General features: G+C 68.3%; 23 protein-coding genes. 10 read left to right on the top strand and 13 right to left on the bottom strand.

Features of this window, described 5'->3' with window-relative positions; translation table 11 throughout:
- Nucleotides 1-41: 41 nt before the first annotated feature.
- Together EV645_RS15195 and EV645_RS15200 are read right to left on the bottom strand one after the other, a co-directional pair.
- Nucleotides 42-1,691, bottom strand: a complete 1,650-nt coding sequence (locus EV645_RS15195) for a phospho-sugar mutase (protein WP_130444204.1) — start codon at nt 1,689-1,691, stop codon at nt 42-44.
- Nucleotides 1,692-1,700: 9 nt separating this feature from the next.
- Complete coding sequence (locus EV645_RS15200; protein ID WP_130444205.1) at nt 1,701-2,162, bottom strand: gamma-glutamylcyclotransferase; 462 nt, start codon at nt 2,160-2,162, stop codon at nt 1,701-1,703.
- A 31-nt stretch (nt 2,163-2,193) separates the two neighbouring features.
- Between EV645_RS15200 and EV645_RS15205 the strand changes: the two genes are divergently transcribed.
- The 3 genes from EV645_RS15205 to EV645_RS15215 are packed head-to-tail and all read left to right on the top strand — an operon-like array spanning nt 2,194 to nt 4,300.
- A complete protein-coding gene (locus EV645_RS15205) occupies nt 2,194-3,573 on the top strand; it encodes an NAD(P)H-quinone dehydrogenase (RefSeq protein ID WP_130444207.1) in 1,380 nt (459 codons plus the stop codon).
- Nucleotides 3,574-3,575: 2 nt separating this feature from the next.
- The gene (locus EV645_RS15210; protein ID WP_130444209.1) at nt 3,576-3,854 is read left to right on the top strand and encodes a muconolactone Delta-isomerase family protein; all 279 of its coding nucleotides are present in this window, start codon (nt 3,576-3,578) and stop codon (nt 3,852-3,854) included.
- Between the two features lie 44 nt (nt 3,855-3,898).
- Nucleotides 3,899-4,300, top strand: coding sequence for a helix-turn-helix domain-containing protein (locus EV645_RS15215; RefSeq protein WP_130444211.1), 402 nt, complete (start codon nt 3,899-3,901; stop codon nt 4,298-4,300).
- Here EV645_RS15215 and EV645_RS15220 read toward each other — a convergent pair.
- From EV645_RS15220 to EV645_RS15260, 9 genes are all read right to left on the bottom strand, one after another.
- Nucleotides 4,252-4,932, bottom strand: a complete 681-nt coding sequence (locus EV645_RS15220; RefSeq protein WP_198681640.1) for a DUF6390 family protein — start codon at nt 4,930-4,932, stop codon at nt 4,252-4,254. The two genes, EV645_RS15215 and EV645_RS15220, sit on opposite strands and share 49 nt — an antisense overlap.
- Nucleotides 4,929-5,147, bottom strand: a complete 219-nt coding sequence (locus tag EV645_RS15225; RefSeq protein ID WP_130444213.1) for a HypC/HybG/HupF family hydrogenase formation chaperone — start codon at nt 5,145-5,147, stop codon at nt 4,929-4,931. The genes EV645_RS15220 and EV645_RS15225 overlap by 4 nt, the downstream gene beginning before the upstream one ends.
- 105 nt (nt 5,148-5,252) lie before the next feature.
- Nucleotides 5,253-5,756: a hydrogenase maturation protease gene (locus tag EV645_RS15230; protein WP_130444215.1), complete on the bottom strand. Its 504-nt coding sequence runs from the start codon at nt 5,754-5,756 to the stop codon at nt 5,253-5,255.
- Nucleotides 5,753-7,030, bottom strand: coding sequence for a hypothetical protein (locus tag EV645_RS15235; protein ID WP_130444217.1), 1,278 nt, complete (start codon nt 7,028-7,030; stop codon nt 5,753-5,755). Before EV645_RS15235 ends, EV645_RS15230 begins: the two co-directional genes overlap by 4 nt.
- Nucleotides 7,027-7,659 carry a DUF6084 family protein gene (locus tag EV645_RS15240; protein WP_130444219.1) on the bottom strand — a complete coding sequence of 211 codons (633 nt, stop codon included), beginning with the start codon at nt 7,657-7,659 and terminating at the stop codon, nt 7,027-7,029. The genes EV645_RS15235 and EV645_RS15240 overlap by 4 nt, the downstream gene beginning before the upstream one ends.
- Complete coding sequence (locus EV645_RS15245; protein ID WP_198681641.1) at nt 7,652-8,320, bottom strand: DUF5947 family protein; 669 nt, start codon at nt 8,318-8,320, stop codon at nt 7,652-7,654. The genes EV645_RS15240 and EV645_RS15245 overlap by 8 nt, the downstream gene beginning before the upstream one ends.
- Nucleotides 8,317-9,150, bottom strand: a complete 834-nt coding sequence (locus tag EV645_RS15250) for a NifU family protein (RefSeq protein WP_130444221.1) — start codon at nt 9,148-9,150, stop codon at nt 8,317-8,319. Before EV645_RS15250 ends, EV645_RS15245 begins: the two co-directional genes overlap by 4 nt.
- Nucleotide 9,151: 1 nt before the next feature.
- A complete protein-coding gene (locus EV645_RS15255) occupies nt 9,152-10,957 on the bottom strand; it encodes a nickel-dependent hydrogenase large subunit (RefSeq protein ID WP_130444222.1) in 1,806 nt (601 codons plus the stop codon).
- 3 nt (nt 10,958-10,960) lie between these two features.
- The gene (locus EV645_RS15260) at nt 10,961-12,034 is read right to left on the bottom strand and encodes an NADH-quinone oxidoreductase subunit B family protein (protein WP_198681642.1); all 1,074 of its coding nucleotides are present in this window, start codon (nt 12,032-12,034) and stop codon (nt 10,961-10,963) included.
- Nucleotides 12,035-12,211: 177 nt separating this feature from the next.
- On the opposite strand from EV645_RS15260, the gene EV645_RS15265 reads away from it, so the two are divergent.
- The 5 genes from EV645_RS15265 to hypE all read left to right on the top strand — a co-directional run bounded on the left by EV645_RS15265 (nt 12,212) and on the right by hypE (nt 17,530).
- Nucleotides 12,212-12,679, top strand: coding sequence for a helix-turn-helix domain-containing protein (locus EV645_RS15265; RefSeq protein WP_130444224.1), 468 nt, complete (start codon nt 12,212-12,214; stop codon nt 12,677-12,679).
- 83 nt (nt 12,680-12,762) lie between these two features.
- Nucleotides 12,763-15,033 (top strand): carbamoyltransferase HypF, encoded by a 2,271-nt coding sequence (gene hypF / locus EV645_RS15270; RefSeq protein WP_198681643.1) that lies wholly within the window; start codon nt 12,763-12,765, stop codon nt 15,031-15,033.
- 13 nt (nt 15,034-15,046) lie between these two features.
- A complete protein-coding gene (locus EV645_RS15275) occupies nt 15,047-15,361 on the top strand; it encodes a HypC/HybG/HupF family hydrogenase formation chaperone (RefSeq protein ID WP_130444226.1) in 315 nt (104 codons plus the stop codon).
- Entirely contained in the window at nt 15,358-16,476 is a 1,119-nt protein-coding gene (gene hypD, locus EV645_RS15280) for a hydrogenase formation protein HypD (RefSeq protein ID WP_130444228.1), read from the top strand. The genes EV645_RS15275 and hypD overlap by 4 nt, the downstream gene beginning before the upstream one ends.
- Entirely contained in the window at nt 16,469-17,530 is a 1,062-nt protein-coding gene (hypE, locus tag EV645_RS15285) for a hydrogenase expression/formation protein HypE (protein WP_277877041.1), read from the top strand. The genes hypD and hypE overlap by 8 nt, the downstream gene beginning before the upstream one ends.
- Here the strand turns inward: hypE and hypB are convergent.
- Nucleotides 17,478-18,284 carry a hydrogenase nickel incorporation protein HypB gene (hypB, locus tag EV645_RS15290; RefSeq protein WP_130444230.1) on the bottom strand — a complete coding sequence of 269 codons (807 nt, stop codon included), beginning with the start codon at nt 18,282-18,284 and terminating at the stop codon, nt 17,478-17,480. The two genes, hypE and hypB, sit on opposite strands and share 53 nt — an antisense overlap.
- A gap of 1 nt (nt 18,285) precedes the next feature.
- Nucleotides 18,286-18,615, bottom strand: a complete 330-nt coding sequence (locus EV645_RS15295; RefSeq protein WP_130444232.1) for a hydrogenase maturation nickel metallochaperone HypA/HybF — start codon at nt 18,613-18,615, stop codon at nt 18,286-18,288.
- 281 nt (nt 18,616-18,896) lie between these two features.
- Between EV645_RS15295 and EV645_RS15300 the strand changes: the two genes are divergently transcribed.
- Complete coding sequence (locus EV645_RS15300) at nt 18,897-23,003, top strand: S8 family serine peptidase (protein ID WP_130444234.1); 4,107 nt, start codon at nt 18,897-18,899, stop codon at nt 23,001-23,003.
- Nucleotides 23,004-23,039: 36 nt separating this feature from the next.
- Entirely contained in the window at nt 23,040-23,927 is an 888-nt protein-coding gene (locus tag EV645_RS15305) for a hypothetical protein (protein WP_242000431.1), read from the top strand.
- Nucleotides 23,928-23,951: the final 24 nt, after the last annotated feature.

Here is a 23,951-nt window from a genome sequence, read left to right on the forward strand (position 1 = left end):
CCGGGGAGCCACCCGCCAGGTGCTCCCCAGCTGCTTCGTGGCTACAGACCCAGCGCGGTCGACAAGGTTTGCTTGATGCCGGACAGGTTCTCGCCTGCCCGGCGCCGAGCGTCAGCGACATCTGTGGTGACCGGCACGACCACTTCCAGGTAGCACTTCAGCTTCGGCTCCGTGCCGGACGGCCGGACGACCACACGGGCCCCGTCGGACAGCGTGTACCGCAGACCGTCCGTCGGGGGCAGCGATTCGGACCCCTGGCTCAGGTCGTCGATCCGTTCGACGGTGTAGTCGCCCAGGGTCGTGGGCGGCGTGGACCGAAGCCGTTCCATTGCCTGAGCGATCAGCGAAAGGTCGTCGACCCGTACCGCCAGCTGGTCGGTCGCGTGCAGACCGTGCTTGACCGCCAGATCGTCCAGTAGATCCTGCAACGTGCGCCCCGCGGCCTTCGCCTGCGCGGCCAGCTGCAGTACGCGGACCAGCGTCGACACGCCGTCCTTGTCCTTCACAGCCGCCGGGTCGACGCAGTACCCGAGGGCCTCTTCGTACCCGAACACCAGCTCCGGCACCCGACCGATCCACTTGAACCCGGTCAGCGTCTCGACGTACCGGACGCCGTACGACGCGGCGATCTTGCCGAGCAGCGACGACGACACGATCGAGCACGCGGCGACCCCGTTCGGGCGCGGCGCCAGCAGGAACTCACCGAGCAGCGCGCCCAGCTCGTCACCGCGCAGCATCCGCCAGCCGCCGTCGGCCGACGCGTCCGGGCTGTGCGGATTCGGGATGGCAACCGCGCACCGGTCCGCGTCCGGGTCGTTCGCGACCGCGATGTCCGCGCCGATCGAGCGGGCCAACTCCAGCGCTGCGTCGATCGCGCCCGGCTCCTCCGGGTTCGGGAACGAGACGGTCGGGAAGTCGGGGTCCGGGTCGGCCTGCGACGACACCACCTGCGGTACGGCGAACCCCGCGCGGGCGACCGCGGCCTCGACCAGGGTCCGCCCGACGCCGTGCAGCGGCGTGTAAGCGACGTTCAGCTCGCGCGGCGCATCCGCCGGCACCAGGTCGGCGATGCGGTCCAGATACGCGTTCAGGAGGTCGTCACCAGTGGTCTGCCAGTCGTCGCCGCGCTGTACCTCGGCCAGCGGCCCGACAGCGGCGATGGCGGCCGCGATCTCCGCGTCGGCGGGCGGCACGATCTGCGAGCCGTCGCCCAGGTAGACCTTGTAGCCGTTGTCCTGCGGCGGGTTGTGTGACGCGGTCACGACCACGCCGGCGACCGCACGCAGGTGCCCGATCCCGAAGGCGACGACCGGCGTCGGGGCCGGCCGGTCCAGCAGTACGGCGTCCAGCCCGGCGCCGCGCATCACAGCCGCGGTGTCCTGGGCGAAGACGTCGGACTTGTGCCGGGCGTCGTACCCGATCAGGACCGGACCGTCGGTCAGACCCTTGGCCTTCAGGTACGCCGCGAGTCCGGCGGCGGCGCGGATCACGACGACGCGGTTCATCCGGTTCGGTCCCGCGCCGACGGCTCCGCGCAGACCCGCCGTACCGAACTCGAGCGTGCCGGCGAAGCGGTCGGCCAGCTCAGTGGTGTCCCCAGAGTCCAGCAGCGCCTGCAGCTCGGCGCGGGTGTCAGGGTCAGGGTCTTCGCTCAGCCACGCCTCGGCGGCGGCCTTCAGATCTTGGGTCACATGCGAACTCTAATGACCAGACGACTGACAAGGGCGTGAACGCAGGTCTGCCACGTAGTCGTCCGGGGCGCCGGCGGCCTCGGCGGCCTCGGCGAGGATGCCCAGGTAGCGGGCCGAGGGCAGGCCGCCCTCGTAGGCGTTCAGCACGTACATCCAGGCCAGCTGCTCGCCGTCCAGGGTCTGCACCCGGACCTGGATCTTGCTGTAGACGTCCTGGTCGATCCATTCCCACTCGTCCAGGCGCTCGACGTCCTTCGGGTGGACGTCGTACAGCGCGACGAAGACCTGATTGGCGGGGTCGGACAGGTCCTCGACCACGGTGGCCATCGAGCCCTCCCAGCCGAGCTCCTCGCCGCCGAAGGTGAGGCGCCAGCCGTGGATCCACCCGGTCCCGCGCAGCGGGGAGTACGGGCACCGGTCGGCCATCAGGTTCGGGTCCAGATTCGACGCAAACGCGGCGTACAGGGTCACGGAAAAAGAGGATACGGAAGAATGGCCTCTCGTGGCGCGAGTTGTGATCATCGGTGGCGGTCCTGGCGGGTACGAAGCGGCGAGTGCGGCCGCCCAACTCGGCGGGGAGGTGACGGTCGTCGATTCCGATGGAATCGGCGGTTCCGGGGTGCGCACTGACGCCGTTCCGAGCAAGACCTTGATCGCCACCGCCGAGGTGATGACCGAGGTCGAGGAGGCCGGCGAGCTGGGTGTCCGGCTCGACGACGGGGACGACAATCCGGCCAACTCCGTGCGTGTCGATCTCTCCGTCGTCAACAAACGGGTCAAGGCGCTGGCGGCCGCCCAGTCCGAGGGCATCGAGCGCCGGCTGGACCGCGACAAGGTCCGGATCATCCGGGGCCGCGGCCGGCTCGACGGGCCGGAGACCGTGGTCGTCGGCGACGAGCGGCTGGACGCCGATGTGATCCTGATCGCTACCGGTGCAAGGCCGCGCATCCTCAAGGGCTCCGAGCCGGACGGCGAACGGATCCTGACCTGGGAGCAGGTCTACGAGCTCGACGAGCTGCCCGAGCGGCTGATCGTGGTCGGGTCCGGGGTGACGGGTGCGGAGTTCGCCAGCGCGTACGACGCACTCGGCAGCGACGTCGTGCTGGTGTCGTCGCGGGACCGGGTCCTGCCGGGCGAGGATGCTGACGCGGCGGCGGTCCTGGAGGACGTGTTCAAGCGCCGCGGGCTGACCGTGCTGAGCAAGTCCCGGGCCGAGTCGGTGAAGCGGCAGGGCGACGGGGTCGTGGTGACGCTGACCGACGGCCGGAAGGTCGAGGGTTCGCACGCGCTGCTCGCGGTCGGATCGCTGCCGAACACCGATGACATGAATCTGGTCGAGTCGGGCGTGTCGCTGACCGACGGCGGGTTCGTGCAGGTCGACAAGGTGTCGCGTACGACGGCCCGCGGCGTCTATGCGGCCGGCGACTGCACCGGCGTACTCATGCTCGCCTCGGTGGCCGCGATGCAGGGCCGGATCGCGATGGCGCACGCCCTCGGCGACGCGGTCACACCGTTGGACCAGTCAACGGTCTCCGCGAACGTCTTCACCGCCCCCGAGATCGCCACCGTCGGCCTGTCCCAGGCGGTCGTCGACGCCGGCGGCAGCACGGCGATGGTCGTCAAGGTCGCGCTGGCTGACAACGCCCGCGCCAAGATGCAGGGCGTCCGCGACGGCTTCGTCAAGCTCTTCTGCCTCCCGAACACCGGCATCATCGTCGGCGGCGTCGTCGTAGCCCCCCGAGCCAGCGAACTCATCCACCCGATCTCCCTGGCCGTAGGCGCCCGCCTGACCGTCGACCAGGTAGCCCAGTCCTTCACCGTCTACCCCTCCATCTCCGGCTCGGTAGCCGAAGCCGCCCGCCGCCTCCACCTGAGGAGCTGACGATGAAGTTTCTGGTGTTGTGGCGGATGGAGTTGAGTTTGCTGTCGCCGGAGATGGCTCGGGCGGTGGGGGCGATGCCGGAGTACGGGCAGCGGCTGGAGCGTGAAGGCAAGGTGCTGGCGCGGTACCACGTGGTCGGATCGCACGGCGGGGCGTGGATCTACGAGGTGGACTCGCACGAGGAGTTCGAACGATTGTTGGGGCGCGCTCCGGTCTTCAACTTCGCGCGGTACACGGTGCACGCCCTGGCGGAGATGGAATCCAGGCCGCCGGGCGATTGACGCGCCCGGAGCTGCACGAGAGGGTTGCTGCAGGGGGTAGGTGCATGTTCGAGGATCGCAGCGAGGTCGCTGTTGACCGGCATCTGGTGGTCAGCCACCGGTTGCGGGCCCGGCGGTTGCAGCTCGGGCTGACGCAGAAGCAGCTCGTCAGCCGGCTGGCGCGTCGCGGGATCCGGACCACCAACAAGACCTTGTCCAGTTTCGAGCACGGCGCCGGGGTCGATGTGGTGCGATTGCCCGAGCTGGCCGGGGCGCTCGACTGCACCGTGACCTATCTGCTCGGCATGACCGAGGATCCGGCTCGGTGGGAGCCGGATCGGGCCGGCCCGCCGGACCACCGGCCGGTGTCGCGGCCCGCAGTGCTGAACTCAACCGGAGTGGTTGGCCAGCCCGACGGTCATGGGATCCTCGGCCCGGACATCCCGGTGCGGCCGCCGAGGCGCTGATTCACCAGCTCCAGGTGGTACGCCGAATAGTGGCGCAAGGCAACCAACTGCGGCGGCGACAACCGGTCGCAGACCCAGCCCCAGTGCAGCGAGACCCAGTCGCCCGGCCGCAGCGGCTCGATCAGCTCCACGTTGCCGAGCCCGAGCGTCGCCGTGTCCCGGCTGGGTAGGCCAAGACCCAGCCGTACGCCGTCCCAGACCAGCGGCCGCGACTCGACGACGACCTGACCGCCGGCCGCCGAGATCACCTTGCCCCAGCGGATCCGGCACTGATCGAGCACCTGCAGCGCATGCTCGGTACGGCGTTCGTCGTGCAGCAGGCCCGCCCACGGGTAATGGCAGAACACCTGGAAACTGTGATGCGGCAGCCCGTCGTCGGCGCCGCCGGCCCGGTCGAGCAAGCGATTGCCCACCCAGTACGCCTCGACTACCTCGCGGTCGAGCGGATCCGCCGTACCGGTGGCCGCGGCGATCACCCGCAGCTGCGGCCAGGCGCCCTCGAACTGTTTCGCCAGCGCGCGGAACCGGACGCCGGTCCGGCCCTCGAGCAGGGCGCCGGCGTCCGCGGGACCGCAGTACCCGAGCTGGTTGGGCGCGAACGCGTACCGCGCGAACATCGCCGGCCCGTTCACAGCTCGGCCCCGAAGAACGCGAACGCGTCGGCGGCGCGTTCCGGCGACATCCGCTCGAGCGCGAACCCGCTGTGGATCAGCACGTACTCACCGGGCAGGAACGGCCCGTCGAGCAGCGTCACGTTGATATCGCGGACGACTCCCGCCACCTCGACCCGGCCGAGGGCGGCGCCGTCCGGACAATCGACCACCCGGCCCGGGATGCCCAGGCACATCGCGTTACATGTCCCTCAGCCGCAGGTAGCGGCGGACGTCTTCCAGTCCGTAGTAGCCCACCCCGATGAGCAGCAGCAGTACGACGGCTATCAGCATCCAGCGCATCACAACGTCCCCTCCACCACACCGGGCCGGGATGCCGGTCCGGCGACCTGTCCGGTGACCAGGTCGACCACCAGCTGCGCCGCCGTCCCGACCGCGTCCTGGACTGCCACCGACAGTCCGATCCCGGCGTCGACGGCGGCCGGTTCGCAGCCGACCACGACAACAGGACCTACAGTGCCACCGAGTCGCGGCACAAGCGAGAGCACAGCGTCCGGTCCGAGGTCGTGAGCGTCCATGCTCACCTCCGGACCGGGCTCCGCGCCGGGCTCGGCCTCGATCAGGTAGACCGTCCCCGGCGGCCCGCCCCGCTCGACCGTGTCGACCAGAACCACCAGGTCGTAGGGGTCGAGCAGTTGATAGGCCAGGTGGATCCCGCGGATTCCGAAGTCCCGTACTTCGACGCCGTCGGGCAGGATGTGCTGGGACAGCTCCGCGACGACTGCGACTCCGAAGGCGTCGTCACTGCAGAACACGTTGCCCAGGCCGGCCACGAGAACACTCATTGCAACGGCTCCAGTTCATCCGGGCTGAAATACAGGTACCGGCCGTGCGAGCGCTGTACTTCGCCTTCCTCGCCGTCCAGCGCGACCGCGACATGCGTCTCCCCGTCGACATCGGACAGTACGGCGACCACCGTGCCGAGCCGTCCGGTCAGGAACATGTCCTGCGCGTCCGCCCGCCGTACGCCCGGTCGCAGCCGAACCTTCGTACCGTTGCCGACGGCAACATCACCGACCTGGACCGTGTCGGTCGACGGCGAGACCGACGCGTCGTTGCCGGGATCCCACCAGGGTTTGCTGACCGGCTCCGGTTCGGTCACCTTGCGCAGGTAGCGGATCGTGCCGTGCAACCGGTCCTGGAACTCCGGCGGCATCGAGTCGATCCGATCGAGCAGCTCGGCCGTGCGCGGGTCGGTGCCGCGAACCTCGCGTTTCTCCTCCTCGGTCAGCGTCATCGTGCGCAGGCTGAGGATCTCGTCGATCTCGGTCGCGTCGTACAGGTCGCCGGCGCTCTCCGGCGCGATCCTCGGGTGGTCGTACAGGATGATCGGCGACGACAGCAGCAGATCGCCGGCCAGCACCGGGTAGAGGCCGACGTTGTCACAGCCGGCCGCGTAGGCTCTGGCCCACTCGGGCGGCTCCAGCAAAGAGATGAACCGGCCCCCGTCGGCGGCCGCCATGACGTGGTGGGCGATCAACGCCTGCCGGAGCGCGCCGACCCGTTCCGAGCTGCCGTTCGGGGTGGTGTTCTCGACCCGGATCCGCAGCCGGGTGACGCCGTACGGGCCGGGCAGCTTCTTGAGGCTCAGGGCGACGGTCCCCGTGATCGGTTGCCGGGTCCGGCGGAGGAAACCGACCGTGCCGATCGCCTCGGTCTCGGTGCCGCCCGGAAGGTGGAACGGCACCTCGCGGGGGAATCGCTGCAAGCGCGTCGTGATGTCGACCGTACGCACTACCGCCTCGTCCCACGGGCGGTACGTCGCGTCGTCGGTCGCCAGGAAGGTGACCTCGGCCTTGTCGGCGTTCAGCACGTGTCGCCATTGCGCCTGCAGGAAGCGCAACCGCACGGTGAGCACCGCGTCGTCGCCGTCGAGCAGGCACTCGGTCTGCGACCAGGACCGCTCGGACGGGTCCACCAGCGCGTAGTCCGGCGGCATCAGGACGCCGAACTGCCAGCGGACCCGGTTCTTTCCGTCCGAGGCGCGGTACGGGTAGAGGACGTAGCCCTCGAAAAGCAGCGCGTCCGCGAGCTCCTGGACGGCGTCGAACTCGTTCATTCCAGGTGTTCCTTCAGGAGTCGCTCGATCGCGTCGTCCCAGCCGGGCAGGGCTTCCCGCGTGCGGTACCGGTACAGCCGGTCGAAGGTGTCCTGCCGCAGCCGAAGCCACGCGGCACCCGGGAAGTGCTGGTCCATCGCCTCTCGCCACACCGTGACCGGCAGCTCGTACGTCGTCTCCTTCTGCCAGGCGACCGGTGTGACCGAGAGGGTGCCGGGGCGACCGGTGAAGATCGTCCCGTTGAACAACAGCAGCAGCGGTACGGCGTCCTCGCGCACCGCGTACAGGTACTTGTGGGCGGCGACGTCGAAGTCGTAGCTGCACGGCAGGTGCAGGTCGACCTCGGTCGCGCCGGTGAAGCCGGGCACCATCTGGGTGACGAACGCCAGTTGCAGCGGCTTCAACGTCTCACCCCAGCGGGCCCGCTCGCCGAACAGGTCGGCCAGCCCTTCGGCCTCCTCGTCGGTGTAGCGGCGCCGGATCGGCTCGATCCTGATCTGGCAGCGCATCGCCAGCGCATGGACGGGTGTGCCGGTCGTCTCCTCGATCCGCAGCCGCAGCCGGATCGACGGCGCCGCGGCGTACCGATCGGCTTCGGCGCCGGTACAGCTGAAGTCCAGGTCAACCACGGCCGCGCTCCCGGATCCCCGCGAAGAACTCGTCGATCCGCTGCCAGACGTCCTCGCCGCCGGCGAAGCCTTCCCAGTACTGCCGGACGATCCCGACCAGTTGGTAGCAGGCGTCGATCGGCACCAGATGGCACTCGAACCCGCCGTCGACCCGATGCAGCAGCACGGCCTCCAGGTCCGGGACGAGCTCCTGCAGGAGCGGATCGCCGGCCACGACCTCGTTCCAGGCGGTCAGGTCGAGCAGCGACTCGGTTGCGCCGCCCGGGCTCGGGTAGAAGGCGACGTACCGGCCCTGGTCCGACTGGTAGAAGAGGAAGGCCAGGTTGACCGGGATCCCCATCGCGTCCCACTGCGCCGCGGTCAGGGCGAACTCGGTGTCGGCCCGATAGCGCTCGGGCACCGCTCTGTAGTGTCCGTGCGATGCGCCGTGGTCGGTGAACAGCAAATAGCACGCCCGGCACGTGCAGAGCAGCCGATGACCTTCCACGTCGGCCAGATGCGAGTGCTGAATCCCGATCGGTACGGCGCACATCTCGCACTGCTCACCTGGTGCCGACTGCTCCCGGACCCCACCCGTGAACTCGCGCAGAACCGCAACCGGATCGACGACCGGACGAGGCTTGTTCCGCGCGAGCGAACGCAGGGTGGGGGGTGGTTTCACGCCGGTTGCACCCCCGGGATCGCGACCTTCCAGCCTGAGCCCTCGGGCAGCAGCGGCAGGGCTTCAAGCGGTACGGCGCCCTCGACAGCCCGCCCGGCCAGGCGTACGTCGTACTCCGCTGTGCAGCGCGGGCACGTGAGCCGATCGCCGTCCAGTTGGGCGTGGTGTAGAGCCGACGAGCACGCCGGGCAGTTGTTCCGGTAGGCGAACAACGTGCCGGCCAGGTTGGCCAGCAGCACGTCGAGGCCGCCGACAGTTCGGTGCTGGACCTGGCCGGGGGGTGGGGCCAGGTCCAGCTGGTGCCAGCCGTCCCGGTGGGGGCGGAACGGCTCGATGGTCAATAGGTTCTGCTTGTCCTTCACCATGCCTTCGACGTCGACCGCGATCGCCTCCGGGGCCGCGTCGAGCACCGCGTTCTCGACCGTCAGGCGGACCGTGGCAGTCGACCCGGGGCAGCCGTCACAACTGCCTTGCAGCCGCAGGTGTACGACGCCGTCGTCGTCGATGCCGAGGTAGTCGATACCGCCCGCGTGCGAGCCCAGGTACGGACGGACCGAGTCGAGCGCGTGCTGGATCCGGGTGGCGATGTCGTCGGGATGCAGGTCGTGCAGCAGGAGGAGGCCGGCGACCAGATCGTCCCCGGCCAACTGCCGTACCTGCGGCTCGTCGAGCAGGCTCAGCAGTTGTCCGAGGCCGGCGCCGTGCAGAGTCAGCACCGCGCGGACCAGTTCCTCCACCTGTCCGGCAAGCTTGGGGTCGGCGCGCCGCTGAACCTCGTCCAGCAGGACGTCGATCCGTTCGCTCAGCTCCTGGACGTCGTGTCTGTCCATCTCAGTACGGCGCTACGGCGATGGACGGCGAATGCAGGTGCGTCTTCTCCTGACCGTTGCCGACATACATGTGCACACCGCACGGCAGGCAGGGATCGAAGCTGCGGACCGCCCGCATGATGTCGATGCCCTTGAACCGCTCCGGTGGATTCTCCTCGAAGATCGGCGTGTTCTGTACGGCGTCCTCGTACGGGCCGGGGGTGCCGTAGCTGTCCCGGACGCTGCCGTTCCACGGGGTCGGCGGGTACGGGTGGTAGTTCGCGATCTTGCCGTCCCGGATCACCATGTGGTGGGAGAGCACGCCGCGGACCGCCTCGGTGAAGCCGCAGGAAATCGCGTTGTCCGGGACCTTGAACGGCGTCCATGTCTCGGTCCGCCCGGCCCTGACCTCAGCCATCGCCTTTTCGCAGAAGTGCAGCGCGAGCGCGGCGGCGTACGCCTGGAAGTAGGTCCGGGCCCGGTTCCGCTCGATCGCGTTGCTCCACTGCGGGATCTTCCACTCGTACTCCGTGGCCGGCTTGAGCGCGGTCCGCGGGAGCTGGATCTTCACGCTGTGGCCGGTGGCCTGGATGTAGTCGGTGTTGACCAGGCCGGACAGCGCCGTCGACCAGAGCCGGGCGATCGGTCCGCCGCCGGTGTCGAGGGCGAGATGGTCCTTGCCGTCGAACCAGCGCGGCGACATGGTCCAGCTGTAGGCGTTGGAGAAGTCGCGCTTCTGCGGCTTGGGCAGCGTGTGCTGGTTCCACGGGTGCCGGACGTCGATCGGGTTGCCGAGCGGGTCGATGTCGACGAACTTCTCGTGCGAGCCGTCGGCCCAGTCCTCGTAGTACGAACTGCCGAGCAGGATCCGCAGGCCGAGGTTGATGTCGAGCAGGCTGTTGGTGACCAACTGGCCGTCCACGATCACGCCGGGGGTGACGAACATCCGCCGGCCCCAGGCTTCCATCTTCTCGTAGCTGAAGTCGCAGATCGCCGGGTCCTGCAGACTGCCCCAGCAGCCGAGCAGGATCCGCCGCTCGCCGACGTGCTCGTAGCCGGGCAGCGCCTCGTAGAAGAAGTCGAACAGGTCGTCGTGCAGCGGCACGACCTTCTTCATGAACTCGATGTAGCGCATCAGCCGGGTCAGGTAGTCGGTGAAGAGCTGGATGGTCGCGACCGTGCCGACGCCGCCCGGGTACAGCGTGGACGGGTGGACGTGCCGGCCCTCCATCAGGCAGAACATCTCGCGGGTGTAGCGGCTGACGTGCAGCGCCTCGCGGTAGAACTCACCCTCCAGCGGGTTGAGCGAACGCATGATGTCGCCGATGGTCCGGTAACCGTGGTCGGCTGCGTGCGGCGCCTCGGTCCGGTTCGCCAGCTCGAGGACGCCGGGGTTGGTCTCCTTGACCATCCGCTCGCAGTAGTCCACCCCGACCAGGTTCTCCTGGAAGATGTTGTGGTCGAACATGTACTCCGCTGCTTCGCCGAGGTTGACGATCCACTCGCCGAGGGGCGGCGGCGCGACGCCGTACGCCATGTTCTGCGCGTAGACCGAGCAGGTGGCGTGGTTGTCACCGCAGATCCCGCAGATCCGGCTGGTGATGAAATGCGCGTCGCGCGGGTCCTTGCCCTTCATGAAGATGCTGTAGCCGCGGAAGATCGACGAGGTGCTGTGGCACTCCTCGACGGTCTTCGACTTGAAGTTCACGTTCGCGTAGATACCCAGGCTGCCGACGATCCGGGTGATCGGGTCCCACGCCATCTCGACGACGTCGGAACTCTTCGAACCGGTCGTTTCCGGCCTGACTTTGGGGTCGGTGGTGGTCATGGCCTACCACACCTTCTCGTAGCCGGTGGCGAGTTCGGAGCCCTTGCGCCGCCACTTCGGTTCCTTGTTGCCCGCGTTCAGGGTGTACTTGCGCAACCGGCGGATCACGGTGCCGTAGACCATGCTCGCGGTAGTGGAGATCTTGCTGCCCGGCGGTTCGTCCATGAACGGCATGAATTTGTCCGGGAATCCGGGCATCGTGCAGGCGATGCAGATACCGCCGACGTTCGGGCAGCCGCCGACGCCGTTGATCCAGCCGCGCTTGGGCACGTTGCAGTTGACCACCGGACCCCAGCAGCCCAGCTTCACCAGGCATTTGGGCGAGCCGTACTCCTTCGCGAAGTCGCCCTGCTCGTAGTACCCGGCCCGGTCGCAGCCTTCGTGCACGGTCCGGCCGAACAGCCACTGCGGCCGCAGTTCGGCGTCCAGCGGGATCATCGGGGCCTGGCCGGCTACTTGGTAGAGCAGGTAGACGAGCGTCTCGGACAGGTTGTCGGGGTGGATCGGGCAACCTGGCACGCAGACGATCGGCAGACCGGCCTTGGACTTCCAGCTCCAGCCGAGGTAGTCGGGCACTCCCATGGCGCCGGTCGGATTTCCTGCCATCGCGTGGATCCCGCCGTACGTCGCACAGGTGCCGACGGCAACGACCGCGGTCGCCTTCGGGGCCAGCCGGTCCAGCCACTCCGACGTCTTCATCGGCTGCCCGGTGGCCGGGTTGTTGCCGAAGCCGGCCCAGTAGCCGTCCGTGCCGTGCACCGCCTCGTTCGGGATCGAGCCCTCGACCACCAGCACGAACGGCTCGAGCTCGCCGCGGTCGGCCTTGTGCCACCAGGCGATGAAGTTGTCCGCGCCGGTCTCCGGTCCGCACTCGAAGTCGATCAGCGGCCAGTGCACCGCGATCCGGGGCAGCCCGGGCAGGGCGCCGAGGACGATCTCCTCGATACTGGGCTGGGTGGCCGCGGTCAGGGCGACCGAGTCGCCGTCGCAGCTCAGCCCGCCGTTCATCCAGAGGATGTGGACGACACCCTCGTCGGTCTCCTGCTGCGCCTGCCCCGGTTCCAGCGTCGTGGACACGACCCCACCCTCCGTCACTCCCGGAATGCCGATCGTTTCGACCGTACGACGGTCGTGGGCGGACGGACAGACACTTGTGTCTGCTATTAATGGCGGTGTCCGGAAATCCGGGATTCGGGGATTCCAGGACATTCCGGAGAAGCTTATTTACGGCTCTTCCACCGATATTCTCGGGCAATGGACGACGATCCCGGTCGCGAGGTGTTCGTCTCGCCCGTGGTCGTGGCCTCCCAGGTCTTCCCGGCCCGGCCGGGATCGCTGCCGGACGCCGAGCAGTTCGTCCGCGAGGCGCTCGAGCCGATCACGCTGGAGACCGAGGAGCGGCAGGCGCTGTACCAGGCCATCACGGCCGCGTTGCTGGCCGCCGCCGGGGCGAAGGACAACGTCTTCGACGTCACCGTACGGATCTTCCCCGACGGCGTTGAGGTCGAAGTACTGCACGGCGCCGGCGTCCATCGGGTGCTGCCCGCGGCCGAGCCGTTCGCCGACTGGCTGACCGGCGTACTGCGCGGCCAGGGACTGTCCCAGGAGGCGGCCGCGCAGCGGATCGGGGTGTCGGTGCGGACCATCAGCAGGTGGCTGCGCGGCGACACCGAACCGCGCATGCGGGACCTCCGCAAGGTGCACGAGATCTTCGGTCCGTGATCTCTGGCATGGGACCGGGCGCGGGTTTAGTGTGCGATTTGTCCGTTGTTCGCGGAATTCGCCATTTCTTTTCGCCCGGCGGGGTGAGCATCACGAACGAACCGGAGCGGGTACGCACCCGGGTGCTGGTCACAGGCGTCGTCCAGGGCGTCGGCTTCCGTCCGTTCGTCTACTCCCTGGCGCGGGAGCTCGGGCTGTCCGGCCAGGTCGGTAACACCGCGTCCGGAGTCGTCGCCGAGGTCGAAGGACCCGACGCGGCGGTCAGCGACTTCGCGGACCGCATCCGCGTCGACGCACCGCCGCTGGCCGTTGTCTCGACCGTTGCAATGGAGTCGCTGCCGGTGGCGGGTGGTACCGAGTTCACCATCCTCGACTCCACGGCCGGAGCCGGCCGCACACTCGTCTCACCGGATGTCGCGACCTGCGCGGACTGCTGGTCCGAATTCGCCGACCCGTCCGACCGGCGGTACCGGCATCCGTTCATCAGCTGCACCAACTGCGGTCCGCGCTTCACGATCATCACCGGCCTGCCCTACGACCGGCCCGCCACGACGATGTCCGGCTTCCCGCTCTGCCCCGACTGCGCGCGCGAGTACGCCGATCCCGCCGACCGCAGGTTCCACGCCCAGCCGATTGCCTGTCCGGCCTGCGGCCCGCGGCTGCAGCTCGTGCAGCCCGGCCTCGAGACGGCGTACGACGAAGACGCGCTGGCGTCGGCGCATGCTCTGCTGGTCGACGGGGCGATCCTCGCGGTCAAGGGGATCGGCGGCTTCCATCTGGTCTGTGACGCCTCCGATCAGGCGGTCGTGACGACGCTGCGCAAGCGCAAGGACCGGGGTGACAAGCCGTTCGCCGTGATGGCCGCCGATCTCGACACGGCCCGGCGGATCGCCGAGGTCGACGCCGACGAGGAGGAGCTGCTCACCGGCATCCGTCACCCGATCGTGCTGCTCCGGCGCCGGCCGGGCGCGACGGTCGCCGAAGCCGTTGCCCCCGGCAACCCTGATCTCGGTGTGATGCTGCCGTACACGCCGCTGCACCGGCTCTTGTTCGACCAGCCCGGTCCCGGTGTGCTGGTGATGACGAGCGGCAACCTGTCCGGCGAGCCGATCGTGACCACTGACGACGAGGCGATGACCCGGCTGGACGGTCTGGCCGACGCATGGCTCGGTCACGACCGTCCGATCCACGTGCCCTGCGACGACTCCGTCGTACGAATCGTCGACACGACCGAGCTGCCGGTACGGCGGTCTCGTGGGTATGCGCCGTTCCCGGTCGACCTGCCCGTTCCGGTCCGGCCCGCGCTGGCGGTCGGCGGTGACCTGAAGAACACGTTCTGCCTCGGCGAGGGGCGCTACGCCTGGCTCTCGGCACATGTCGGCGACATGGACGACCTCGCGACGTTGCAGGCCTTCGAGCGGGCCGAGCAGCACCTCGAGGAGTTGACCGGCGTACGGCCCGAGCTGCTCGTGACGGACAAGCACCCGTCGTACCGTTCGCGGCAGTGGGCCGAGCGGCACGCGGACGGTCGCCAGGTGGTCGGCGTACAGCATCATCATGCGCATCTGGCGTCGTTGATGGCAGAGCACAGGTATTGCGGCGAGATCATCGGGTTCGCCTTCGACGGGACCGGGTACGGCGACGACGGCGCGGTGTGGGGCGGCGAGGTGCTGCTGACCGGGTACGACGGCTTCGAACGGTATGCGCATCTGAAGTACGTGCCGCTGCCGGGCGGCGACGCCGGGGTTCGCAATCCGTGCCGGATGGCGTTGTCGCACCTGCGCGCCGCGGGACTGGGCTGGGATCCACGTCTGCCGTCCGTTCAGGCGTGCCGCGAGTTGGACCTGCTCGAGGCCCAGTTGGATCACGACATCGCGTGTACGCCGACGTCCAGCATGGGCAGGTTGTTCGATGCGGTCTCGTCGCTGGCCGGGGTGTGTCATCGGGTCGGCTACGAGGCGCAGGCGGCGATCGAGCTGGAGGGGACGGCCTCGTCCGACGAAGGACTCGGGGCCTACGGGTTCGACGTCGACGGAGAGCAGATCGACCCGGCGCCGTTGCTGGCCGCGGTCGTGCGCGACGTGCTGGCCGGAGTGCCGCCGAGCGTCATGAGCGCCCGCTTCCACCAGGGGCTGGCCGAACTGATGGTGACGCTGGCCGAACGGGCCCGCGCCGCCGAAGGATTGACCACCGTCGGGCTGTCCGGCGGCGTGTTCGTCAACAAAGTGTTGCTATCAGCAACTACCAGGGCGTTGACCGGCGCCGGCTTCGCCGTACTGCGGCATCGCCGGGTTCCGCCGACCGACGCCGGGATCGCCCTCGGGCAGCTGGCCGTGGCAGCCCGGGTCCGGTAGGGGAGGGAACATCATGTGTCTGGCCGTGCCGGGAAGGGTCGTGGAGATCCGGGACGAAGACGGTACCCGGATGGGGCAGGTCGACTTCGGCGGTGTGCTGAAGGACGTCTGCCTGGAATACCTGCCTGATCTGCAGGTGGGTGAATACACCATCGTGCATGTCGGCTTCGCGTTGCAGCGACTCGACGAGGAGTCCGCGATGCAGTCGCTCGCGTTGTACCGCAAGCTCGGTGCGCTCGAGGAGGAATTCGGCGACCAGTGGGGTCTGGCCGCTCGGCAAGCCGGTGAGCGCCGCCCACCTGGCACCGACTGGGAGGCTGAGAGATGAAGTACCTCGAGGAGTTCAGCGATCCGGTGCTGGCCGGCAAGCTGGTCGACCAGATCCACGCCACCGCGACCAAACCGTGGGCGGTCATGGAGGTCTGCGGCGGGCAGACGCACACGATCGTCCGGCACGGCATCGACCAGCTGCTGCCGGACGCCGTCGAGATGATCCACGGCCCCGGCTGCCCGGTCTGTGTGACGCCGCTGGAGACGATCGACAAGGCGCTCGAGATCGCGGCCCAGCCGGGCGTGATCTTCTGCTCGTTCGGCGACATGTTGCGCGTGCCCGGCAGCGGTCGCGACCTGTTCCGGATCAAGAGCCAGGGCGGTGACGTCCGGGTCGTCTACTCGCCGCTGGACGCGCTGCAGCTCGCGCAGCAGAACCCCGACAAGCAGGTCGTGTTCTTCGGTATCGGGTTCGAGACCACCGCCCCGCCGAACGCGATGACCGTGTACCAGGCCAAGAAGCTCGGCATCCCGAACTTCAGCCTGCTCGTCTCCCACGTCCGGGTGCCGCCCGCGATCGAGGCGATCATGCAATCGCCGAGCTGCCGGGTCCAGGGCTTCCTCGCCGCGGGCCACGTCTGCAGTGTGATGGGCACGGCCGAGTACCCGGAGCTCGCGGACAAGTACGGCGTACCGATCGTCGTGACCGGCTTCGAACCGCTCGACATCCTGGCTGGGATTCTGCGCACGGTCAGCCAGTTGGAGAAGGGCGAGCACGTGGTCGAGAACGCTTACCGCCGGGCGGTGAAGGACGAGGGCAACCCGGCGGCGAAGGCGATGCTGGCCGACGTGTTCGAGTCCACCGACCGGGCCTGGCGGGGGATCGGGATGATCCCGCAGAGCGGCTGGCGATTGTCCGAGCGCTACCGCGAGTACGACGCGGAGTACCGCTTCCACGTCCGCGACATCGCGACGGAGGAGTCGACCGTGTGCCGCAGCGGCGAGGTCCTGCAGGGTCTCATCAAGCCGCACGAGTGCTCCGCGTTCGGGACAATCTGTACGCCGCGCAACCCGCTCGGCGCCACGATGGTGTCGAGCGAGGGCGCATGTGCGGCGTACTACCTGTATCGCCGGCTGGAGACACCCACCGAGGTGGTGACGACCGGTGGCTGAACCGGTGCTCGACTTCGACGGCTGGACCTGCCCGCTGCCGCTGCGCGACCACCCGAACGTTGTCATGGGGCACGGCGGCGGCGGACAGATGTCGGCCGAGCTGATCGAGCATCTCTTCGTCCCCGCGTTCGCGAACCCGGTGCTCGGCGGCATGGCGGACTCGGCGGTGTTCACCCTCGGGGACGCGCGGCTCGCGTTCTCGACGGACTCCTTCGTCGTCCAGCCGTTGTTCTTCCCCGGCGGCAGCATCGGGCACCTGGCCGTCAACGGGACGGTCAACGATCTGGCGATGAGCGGCGCCCAGGCGGCGTACCTGTCCTGCGGCTTCATCCTCGAGGAGGGCGTCGAGCTGTCCGTGGTCGGCCGGATCGCGGCGGACCTCGGGGATGCGGCGCGGCGAGCCGGCGTCACCGTCGCGACCGGCGACACCAAGGTCGTGGACGCGGGGCATGGCGACGGCGTCTACATCAACACCGCCGGTATCGGCCTGGTCCCGGCCGGCGTCGACATCCGTCCGCAGCGCGCCGTACCGGGCGATGTAGTCATCGTCAGCGGCCAGATCGGCGTACACGGGATCGCGATCATGAGTGTGCGGGAGGGCATCTCGTTCGGCACCGAGGTGGTCAGCGACTGTGCGCCGCTGAACGACCTGGTCGCGACGATGCTCGCGGTGTGCCCCGACCTGCACGTCCTGCGTGATCCGACCCGGGGCGGCGTCGCGACCTCGCTCAACGAGATCGCGAAGTCGGCCGGCGTCGGCATCGAGCTGACCGAGAGCGCCCTGCCGGTGCCCGAGACGGTCGCCAATGCGTGCTCGTTCCTGGGACTCGATCCGCTGTACGTCGCGAACGAGGGCAAGCTGCTCGCGATCGTGCCGCGCGACGAAGCGGACGCCGTACTCGCGGCGATGCAGGCGGACCCGCTGGGCACGGACGCCGCGATCATCGGCGAATGTGTGGCGGCGCATCCGGGGATGGTCGTGACGCGCACGGCCTTCGGTGCTACCCGCGTCGTGGATACTCCGATCGGGGAGCAGCTGCCGAGGATCTGTTAGCCAGCCAGTCGTGCCAGGCGTCCAGGCCGTCGCCGCGGGTTGCGGAGACGGGCAGCAGTTCGACGTCGGGCTTCACCCGGTGGATCAGCTCGAGGCACAGGTCGACGTCGAAGTCGACGTACGGGAGCAGGTCGATCTTGTTGAGCAGGACGAGGTCGGCGGTGCGGAACATGTACGGGTACTTGGCAGGTTTGTCGGCGCCCTCGGTGACCGAGATGATCACCACCCGGGCCGCCTCGCCGAGGTCGAACAGCGCCGGGCAGACGAGGTTGCCGACGTTCTCGACGAACACCAGCGAGCCGTCGGGCGGGGCGAGCTCGGCCAGGCCGCGGTCGAGCATCTGCGCGTCCAGGTGACAGCCGGCTCCGGTGTTGATCTGGACCACCTTGCTGCCGGTGGACCGGATCCGCTGGGCGTCCAGCCAGGTCTCCTGGTCGCCCTCGATCACGAGGGTCTCGCGGCGGCCGTCGAGGTCGGTGATGGTGCGCTCGAGCAGCGTGGTCTTGCCGGAGCCGGGGGAGCTCATCAGGTTGATCGCGGTGATCGCGTGCTCGGTCAGCCGGTGTCTGGTGGCCGCGGCGAGCAGGTCGTTCTTCGCCAGGATGTCCTGCTCGAGCAGCACGGTCCGGGTCCCGTGGTCGTGCGGGTGGTCATGTGCGTGGTCGTGATCGTGGGTGTGATCGTGGGTGTGGCCATCGACCAGCGTCACGCGGGTGCTGCCGTCCTCGCCCCCGCACCCACAGGTGCTGCACATGTCAACGCACCTCCACCGAGATGATCCGCAGTTCGCGGCCGGCCAGTACGTCGAGATCGGCGCTGCCGCAGTCGCACAGCATGATCGGATCGTCGAGCGTGAACTCCAGCCGGCAGTTCCGACAGTACGCGCGCCCCGATGGCTCGTCGATGTCCAGCCGCGCCCCTTCGAGCCCGGTCCCGCCGGCGACGATCTCGAAGCAGAACCGGATCGAATCGGTCACCACTCCGGACAGCCGACCGATCTCGAGCCGGACGGCCGCCACCGGTCCGTCGCCGATCTTCTCGACGATCGCATCGACGATGCTCTCCGTGATGGCGAGCTCATGCACCTTCCCGACGCTAGGCGGACCGCCCGGCACCGGCAAGGGATCGGAAAGTTGCGGGAAAACCTGCAGGCCGTCCGGTCGCTCAGAGTAGTCGGCGGGCGGGCGTGATTCCGGGAAGAATCGGACCCCGGGAATCCATTGGGCACGAATAGTTACCGTTGTGCGAGGCAACTACCGAAGACGGCCCCACCGATCGCTACCGGATAGGCGACGGGCGGCTTACTCTCCGTTTGTTGAGCCCGCGGCCTGGCTCGGGGGAGCCGCTCCACTGCGGAGGGGAAAGTATGAGACGTCGCCTGAGGTACTCTGCTGCGCTCGTCGGCCTGACCGGCCTGATCATCGCGTCGATGTCGGCACCCGTACACGCCGCGACCCAGGACCATTCGCCGCCGGGGCACGGGCCGGGCGCCATGCAGGTGCAGTCGGCAAGCGACGCCGCCTCGTCGAAGCTCGACCCGAAGCTCCAGGCGAAGGTCAAGAAGGGTGACACCGCGCCGGTGGCCGTCTTCGCCACCGTGCAGGGCGACACCGCCAAGGCCCAGCAGGTGCTCGGCAACGCCCATGTGGCGAAGTCCGGCGACGCCGCGCTGGTGATGGGCTCTATCCCGGTGCAGGCGCTGCCGAAACTGGCCGCCGTACCAGGGGTTGTCTCTGTGCAGCCGGTCGAGCTGGCCCGGACCGGGCAGCCGTTGTCCGACCCCGATCCCAGCCTGCACCAGGCGCCGACGGCGGCCGAGCTGAAGGCCGCGCTCGCCAAGGTGAAGTCCGACGACGTGCCGTACGACCAGGCTCCGCCGCTGCGGGGCTCGAACTTCGACAAGCTCCGCAAGCAGAACCTCCTCGACGCCAAGTCACACAACTTCACCGGCGCCTGGAACGCGGGCTTCGCCGGCCAGGGTGTGACCGTCGGCGTCCTCGACGGCGGCACCGACTGGGGTCACCCGGACCTGGTCAACACCTGGCAGACGTGGAGCGGCCAGACCGGTGACAAGGCCGGCTGGAACGGCTGGCCCAAGGCCTTCGATCCGTACGGAACGCTGCAGTGGCTGTCGGCACCCGACCAGGTCGACCAGGGCCTGTCCTGGTTCACCAAGACCACCGCGGCCACCTGCACCGTCACCGCCAAGACGTGCTCCGTGGACTTCGCGACGAAGACCGGACCGTCCCGCAACTTCAGCGCCCCGACAGGTACGAAGGAGCACACGTACAGCTTCCCGGCCAAGTGGAGCAAGTCCGGCAAGGTCATGCTCGGCAGCCACCCGGACGACCACCTGCTCCAGCTGTACGGCGAGCGCCCCGGCTTCCTGATCACGGACCCGCACACGGCCGGCGTCTACGACACCGTGTACGTCGACCTCGACGACGACTACTCGTTCGCCGACGAGAAGCCGGTCACCAAGTCGTCGCCCGCGTCGTACCGCGATATGAACGGTGACGGCTACACCGACCTGTCCGGCGGCCTGCTCTACTACATCTCCGACGGCAAGACCCCGATCCCGGGCGGCCTGGACATGTTCGGCGTCGACGACACGTCGTACGGCTCCGGTCAGCTGGTCGCGTGGACCGGTGACTTCGACCCCGCGATCGAGGGCCACGGCACGCTGACCGCGTCGAACATCGTCGGTCAGGCAGTCATCAACGGGAAGGCGCCGACGTTCAAGGACCTCCCCGGCGGCAAGTACGCCGGTGCGGTGCTGGGCGGTGCGCCGAAGGCCAAGCTGGCGCCGTTCGGCGACATCTACATGGGCTTCGACTTCTCCACCCAGTTCGGGTATCTGCTGTCCACCCGCAAGGGCGTCGACGTCACGTCGAACTCGTACGGTGAGTCGACCACCGACAACGACGGCTGGGACGCCGCGAGCCAGGAAGCCGACGTGATCCACGACGGCTTCAAGACCACAGCCCTGTTCTCCACCGGCAACGGCGCACCGGGTTTCGGTACGGCGACTGCCGCCGCGCCGTCGACCGCGATCGAGGTCGGAGCGTCCACGCAGTTCGGCGGGACCGGCTGGGACTCGATCGTGCGTACCAGTCAGATCACCGACAACGACGTGATGGTGTGGTCGAACCGCGGGTTCGGCGCGAACGCGACCAACGGCGTCGATGTAGTTGCCGATGGCGCCTATGCGCCGGGCGACGCGACCCTGAACACGATCCTCGACGGCCGGAACGCCTGGGTCACCTGGGGCGGCACGAGTCGCTCGACCCCGGTCGCCGCAGGTGCGACAGCGCTGGTCTACCAGGCTTATGAGAAGGCGCACCACGGCGCCGTACCGGCCGGCTTCTACTCGACCGCGCAGGACATCCTGAAGTCGTCGGCGAAGGACCTCGGGTACGACTCCAACGTCCAAGGATCCGGCTCGATCGACGCGGGTAAGGCGGTCGCCAGTGCGCTCGGCACCCGCGCGACCGTGTCGCCGACCGAATGGCGCGTGGGTGACTACCGCGGTACGGAGTACCCGGTGTTCGCGAACATCATCTCGCCAGGCGGCACCGACACGCAGAAGTTCGACATCAACGGCGGTGGCGCGTGGCAGGTCAGCGACCGGCAGCTCGTCCGCACCGATTCCGACACACTCTCCTTCAGCAGCAAGGATCTGAGCCAGGAGAGCACGGGCAACTTCAATGCGCCCGACTACCTGATAGACCTCACGAAACAGGTCAAACAGCATCGCAATGCCGACCTGATGGTGGTCAAGCTCGAATATCCGCGGAACGAGTTCGACGGCAACAACGACCTCACCGAGGACCAGGCGTGGCGGCTGCTCACGTACAACTGGACCGACGTGAACCACGACGGCAAGCTGTGGACCGACAAGAACCACAACGGCGTCGTCAACCACACCGACAAGACGACCAGCTCGAACATCGACGGCTTCCTTGACCTGGACTTCGCCAAGTCGGAGATGGAGCAGGGCGAGTACAGCCGGTTCATGTACCACCGGGCCGGCTCCAACGCACTGCAGTCGTACGTCGCCGATCCCGCCAAGCGGATGGCTGACGGCCTGTTCCTCGGCCTGCAGCACTCGGCGACGAACAAGGCCATCCCGGTCACCGACTTCAAGGTGTCGATCGACTGGTACCAGAACACCGACTGGAAGTGGGTCACCACGCCCCACACGGCCGTCGGCTCGTTCAACGCGTCGATCAAGGTGCCGAGCAACGCGCCGTACGGCATGTACTCCGGTGCCGTCGTACTGACCCGCGGCTCGGACTCGATGGTCGTGCCGGTGTCCGTCGCGGTCGCAGCGAAGGTGACGCAGGACGCGAACGGCAAGATCACCGGGGCTGTCACCTTCGGCGGTGACGACGTGGCCCAGTCGCAACGGAACCTGACGTACAACAACGGCACGGTGTTCGGTGCGAACGACTGGACCTGGCGGGCCGAGTCCGGTGACTGGCGGTTCTTCTATCTCGACGTACCGAAGACACCGGCGGAGGGTACGAAGTTCCTGGCCAACACCAGTTGGGAGGATTCGGGTCCGTACACCGACCTGGACACGTTGATCATGGGCAGATCGGTGAACCACTTCCAGCTCGAGCCGGATTCGGTGTACGGCGCGCCCTACACGATCGACACGGTCGGGAAGAGTCCGAACACCAACGTCCGAACGGGTGCGTGGCTGTTCAACACCGCGACCGGTGGGCCGGCCGATGTGGTCACGGCACCGGCGCAGGAGGGTCTGCAGGCGCTCGCACTGCACCAGGTCAGCTGGCAGGGCGACAAGTTCAACACGCCGTTCAAGGTGCAGCTGGGGAGTGCGTCGGTGACGCCGTCCTCGGTTGTGCAGACCGCGACCGGTGACACCGGCGGGTTCGACGTGACGTTCGACTCGAGCGTGCCGCTGGACGGGCTGAAGGCCGAGGCCTTCGGTCTCAGCCAGCCGAGTACGACGACCGAGACGGCGCACCAGGACAATCCGGACGACCCGTCGACGGCGAGCGTGAAGAAGAACATCACGCTGTCGCACGCCTCGCGGTTGAGTGTCAGTACGGCGCTCGACAGCAACGACCTGGACCTGTACGTCGTGCGGGACGCCAACAACGACGGCGTGTTCTCGCCGTCCGAGATCGTCGCCTCGTCGGCCGGCGGTACGGCGAACGAAGCGGTCGATCTGGTCAACCCGCCCGATGGCAACTACCAGATCTGGGTGCACGGGTTCTCGGTCACCGGTACGCCGGCGTTCACCCTGAACGTCAACGCGATCCAGGGCAACGACCTGACCGTCAGCGGCCTGCCCACCGGTCCCGTCGCGGCCGGCACGCCGGTCACCCTGCACGTCGACTACAACAAGGCGATGACACCCGGCCAGAGCTACAACGGCGAGCTCCTGCTCGGCCCGGCCTCGGCTCCGACCGCACTGTCCGTCCCCATAAAGATCACCAGATAACGCAACTTCGGCGGCGGAGGCCGCATCGGGTGAGGTGTGAACAACCTCTTCCTGAAGCGAGCCTCCGCCGCCGCGGCCTCGACCGTCCTGCTAGGCGGTCTGGCGGTCGCTTCGACAAGCACAGCGAATGCGGCTGCCACGGCGGCCTGCACGATGTCCGTCGGCTCGATCTCTGCGGGCGGTGACATTGTCAACACCGGCGTCACCGCGTCGTCGCCGATCAAGTCGTCGCGCGGGGTCGGTCCGCACCTGTTCGGTCCGGGGCTCTCGAAGATCGCGTCGACCTGGACGACCACGGTCGGTGTCGCGGGCGAGGACACGACGTACGGGCAGGTGGTCGTGAACGGCACGCTGTACTACGGCGAGTACGGCCACGACTCGACCGGCAAGCCGACGAGCAGCCTGAAGTCCCTCGGCGTCGGATACCAGGGGTACAAGGCGATCGAGTCGTCGTTCTACTGGGGCAAGACCGTGCGCGGCTCGGACTACCGGCTGCGTGGCGACGGCGTGCTGTACCGGTACGGCCCGAACAAGCAGGTCACGCGGTACGCCGGCTACTCGGCCGTCAAGACGATGGCGCTGATCAGTGAGACGCTGACCTACGACACCTTCCTCGCGCTCACCAACGGCGGCGCGCTGTACACCATCCACATCCCCACGAGCACGGCGGCGCCGACGGTCAAGAAGGTCCGCACGTCGACCTGGCAGAACTTCGACTTCCTGGTCGCGGAGAAGTGCGGCACCCAGAGCACGTTGCTCACGGCAATCGACAAGGACAGCGGTTCGGCATACCTCTACGCCGTTGGTCACGCCAACGGTGCCGCGACCGTGATCCAGGGCCTGGGCAAGGTCCCCGGCACCTTCAAGGACCCCGTCTACTACCTCCACACCGCCGAGGGCACTCCGTCCCTGTTCGGCGAGTAATACATGAGCAGAGCCCCGGTGACC

This window comes from Kribbella rubisoli (assembly GCF_004217145.1).
GTDB classification, from domain to species: Bacteria; Actinomycetota; Actinomycetes; order Propionibacteriales; family Kribbellaceae; genus Kribbella; species Kribbella rubisoli.